General features: G+C 38.6%; 1 protein-coding gene. It reads left to right on the forward strand.

The window, feature by feature from the left end; all coding sequences use genetic code 11:
- Positions 1 to 710 precede the first annotated feature (710 nt).
- Complete coding sequence (locus KKC46_09085; protein MBU1053969.1) at positions 711 to 1,934, forward strand: 4Fe-4S binding protein; 1,224 nt, start codon at positions 711 to 713, stop codon at positions 1,932 to 1,934.
- Positions 1,935 to 2,098 lie beyond the last annotated feature (164 nt).

The raw sequence follows: 2,098 nt of genomic DNA on the forward strand, positions 1-2,098 counted from the left end.
AGTAAAACTAAAAGCGCATGAATTGCATTGATTATATTAATACGGTATTACATAAAACTGCAATCCGTATTAATCTCCAAAATAAATTGATGGATATTAAGTGCTATTTAAAGCGCTTGAGGTTGTATCTGTATGATATTTAGTAAGGCCAAAAAGCGTCCATATTGTATATTTATGATATACAATAAATAATTTTCTTAAATAAAGTATAAATATTTATTTGCATTATTTTATTTAGTATTTAAAAATATTTATCTTGTTGATATCATTTAGAAATACTGGCGCATTACGCGAGAGCCATTGATATGAGCGTAATGAAGGATTCGTGAAAAATATTTATGATATTTGAGAAATTTTGGAGTCGTAGGGCAAGCACCTATCCTGACACAACATGAGATTGAAAGCCACTGAATCTTAACAAACTGATAGCTCAATGTTTATTTGCGCTTGCAACACGAAACCTTAAGCGTGAGTTCATAAAGTTTTACAAAGGATTATCCATTCATCGTCTTGATTATGGGAGCTCCCCGACCCATGAAAATAAATAGAATTGAAATCTTGGCACGATTTAAGCTTATACAATAAAGTAAATCGATTTTTTTTAAGGCAGGCTAATAGTTTTTAACAAACCTGCATTCCGGAATAATACAATCAGTGTAACAAGCAGTTACAAATAAAAATAATTTCACATTTAATCAAGGAGGGAAAAGATGGTTGATTTAAGAGTAAAAATGGGAAGTTTGGAGCTTGGAAATCCAGTCATTATTTCATCTGGGCATTTAACCAGGACAGGTGATGATATTAAGAGATGCGACAAATATGGAGCAGGAGCCATTGTAATAAAAAGCGGTTTTCTGGAAAAAGAATACGAAAAAGTTGTCAGACCATACGCTACCGGCCTGTTTCCGGATGCCAGGGCGAATTTTCACTCAACTGGAGACGGGCTTGTTTTCATGTGTGGTTTATCTCCTATCCCGGTTGAAGCTTGGGCAAAATGGTTCAAAGACAACATTAAAGAGATTAAAACCCCTGTTATAGCCAGTTTAGTGGCAGTATCTGTTGAAGGGTATATTAATGGGGCCAAGATGTTTCAAGAGGCGGGCGCTGAAGCGCTTGAGATTCTACTTGGTTGCCCTTTGCCTTATTTGCTGCCGCATCCTTATGTGGGCGGCGCCTCATTTAATCCTGCAATTGTCGAAGAAGTCTGCAGCGAAGTCAGGAAAGCAGTTGGTATCCCGCTGGGAGTGAAAATGATGTTTAATCCATTAGACCAGTCTCCTTTGCAGATACCCAGAAAAGTAGGGTTGGATTGGTTCACAATATCTACGGCTTTCCCCGCAGCTCCGGGTATAAAACTTGATGAGATTGAGCCCGTAATACCCTCATCTGTGGGCATGACCGGTTCTAAAGCGGCAAAACACACAAATTTTGTAGCCCTTTTAGGTCAGGCAGGCCAAGATCAAGATATTCATGTGTCTGTTTCTGGCGGAACGCAGACTTGGAGCGATATTGTTGAGTTTGTTATGTATGGAGCAAGTTCCGTACAGATTCAAACCCTTTTCATGCTGAAGGGTATGGGGTTAATTAAAGAATTCAAAAAAAACATATCAGATTATATGGATTCTAAGGGGTTCGGCTCAATTGAAGAAATGAAAGGAGTTATCCTTCCAAAACTGCTTGCCTTTGACGAAGCTATTGCGACCTACGGAGAGACAAAAGGTAAGATACTGGTTTCAGTGGATCAGGGAAAATGTACTGGCTGTGGTGTGTGTGAAGAGGTCTGCAATTGGGGCGCAATAAAAGTAATAGATGATACAGTAGCCATAGTAAAAGAGAAATGTGAAGGGTGCGGTTTATGCGTTTGCAGTTGCACGCAGGAGGCTTTATGGCTTGAGAACGTGGAGCTTGTGAATAAAATTGCAAGAGGATGTTAGTAAATTGATTCAAACAAAATGCTACCCAAAGGGTTATTGTAAATGATCGTTAGCTCATGATCAGATGATATCGATTACCAACTTCCCAAGGATGGATAATCATGAGTCTGCGATCTAAAAGAGAGCACACGGAAGCAGTCTATTTACGTTGTAAGAATAACAAA

The organism is Pseudomonadota bacterium, from assembly GCA_018817425.1.
In the GTDB taxonomy this organism is placed as follows: Bacteria; Desulfobacterota; Desulfobacteria; order Desulfobacterales; family RPRI01; genus RPRI01.